This is a genomic window from Streptomyces sp. BRA346 (genome assembly GCF_052851135.1).
In genome coordinates this window covers 1-2008 of record NZ_JAIWIH010000147.1, presented here as the reverse complement: position 1 = coordinate 2008, position 2008 = coordinate 1, and the positions used below count along the sequence as shown (strand labels likewise).

Genomic DNA, 2008 nt, shown 5'->3' with positions numbered 1-2008 from the left:
TCGCCGCTGCCGGTGGACCGTGGCTGGGACACGCGGGTGCTGGACGACATCGCGGCCGTCGGTGGGTTCGTCGCGGATGCCACGGAGTTCGATGCGGAGTTGTTCGGGATCTCCCCGCGTGAGGCGCTGGCGATGGATCCGCAGCAGCGACTGCTGCTGGAGACCTCGTGGGAGGCCCTGGAACGGGCGGGCATCGACCCGATATCCCTGCGTGGTTCCCAGACCGGCGTGTTCTCCGGCATCTCGGGCAGTGGGTACGGCGGGACCATGCACGACCCCGAGGGCGAGTCCGGCGGGTATCTGCTCACCGGCAGCACGCCGAGCGTCGCATCGGGCCGGTTGTCGTACGTGCTGGGCCTGGAGGGCCCGGCGGTGTCGGTGGACACCGCGTGCTCGTCGTCCCTGGTCGCCCTGCACCTGGCGTGCCAGGCGCTGCGGGCGGGCGAGTGCGAGATGGCACTCGCCGGAGGCGCCACCGTGATGGCTACCCCGGGCATCTTCCTGGAGTTCGCCCGTCAGGGCGGGCTGGCCGGGGACGGCCGGTGCAAGTCCTTCTCGGACGCCGCGGACGGCACAGGATGGGCGGAGGGCGCCGGGGTGCTGGTGCTCGAACGCCTCTCCGAGGCCGAGCGGCTGGGGCACCCGGTGCTCGCGGTCATACGCGGCAGCGCGGTCAACCAGGACGGTGCTTCCAACGGCCTGACCGCGCCGAACGGCCCCTCCCAGCAGCGTGTCATCCGCCAGGCCCTGGCGAACGCGCGCCTCTCGACCTCCGACGTGGACGCAGTGGAGGCCCACGGCACCGGCACCACACTCGGCGACCCGATCGAGGCGCAGGCACTGCTGGCGACGTACGGCCAGGGCCGTGACGGTCAGGATCCCCTGTGGCTCGGCTCGATCAAGTCGAACATCGGGCACAGCCAGGCCGCGGCCGGCGCGGCCGGATTGATCAAGATGGTGATGGCGCTGAGGGAAGGGCAGCTGCCGAAGACCTTGTACGTCGACCGTCCCTCGTCCCACGTGGTCTGGGAGTCCGGTGCGGTCGAGCTGCTGACCGAGGCTCGTGCGTGGCCGCGCGGTGAGCGGCCACGTCGGGCGGGTGTCTCGTCGTTCGGGATCAGTGGGACCAACGCGCACGTCATCATCGAGGAGGCCGAGGAAGCTCCCGCGATCGAGCCGCCCGTGGCCGTGGAGCGGCCGTCGGCGGGGCTGCCGGTGGTGCCGTGGGTGCTGTCCGGCCGCAACCCGCAAGCGACGCGGGCCCAGGCGGCACGACTTGCGGCATTCCTCGCTGAGGGCCCCGACCGTTCCCCGGCGGATGTGGGCCTTTCGCTCGCGACGACCCGGGCGGCGCTGGAACACCGGGCAGTGGTGCTCGGCGCCGACTTCGCCACCCTGCACTCGGGCGTGGCCGCGCTGGCCGATGGTGATGCCTCCGTGGTGTCCGGTGTGGCGGCCGAGGGGCGTACGGCGTGGATGTTCACCGGCCAGGGCAGCCAGCGGCCCGGCATGGGCCGCGAGCTGTACGGCGAGTTCCCGGTGTTCGCCAGGACCCTGGACGAGGTCTGCGGCCACATGGACGCCGATCTCGACGGCGCCGCCGAGTTCCCGGTCCCGGTGCGGCAGGTGCTGTTCGCGGACGACGGCTCCGAAGAGGCGGGGCTGCTGGACCGGACGGGGTATGCCCAGACGGCGCTGTTCGCTGTTCAGGCTTCGGTTGTGGACCTGCTGCGTTCCTGGGGAGTACGCCCGGACGTGGTGCTGGGCCACTCGGTCGGCGAGCTGGCCGCCGCCTACGCAGCGGGCGTGTTCGATCTCGCCGATGCCGCGCGGTTGGTGGCGGGTCGTGCGCGGTTGATGCAGGCGCTGCCCTCGGGTGGTGCGATGGCGGCGGTCGAGGGCACCGAGTCCGAGGTCGCCGACATCCTCGGCGGGTTTGCCGAGGGCGAGCGGGTGGCGGTCGCGGCGGTGAACGGGCCCACGTCGGTGGTGGTTTCCGGTGACGAGG

At 72.3% G+C, this 2008-nt stretch carries 1 protein-coding gene; it reads left to right on the top strand.

Annotated elements, in window-relative coordinates; all coding sequences use genetic code 11:
• Positions 1–2008, top strand: a 2008-nt coding sequence (locus LCH29_RS43825) for a type I polyketide synthase (RefSeq protein ID WP_446467264.1), incomplete at both ends; no start/stop codon positions are given.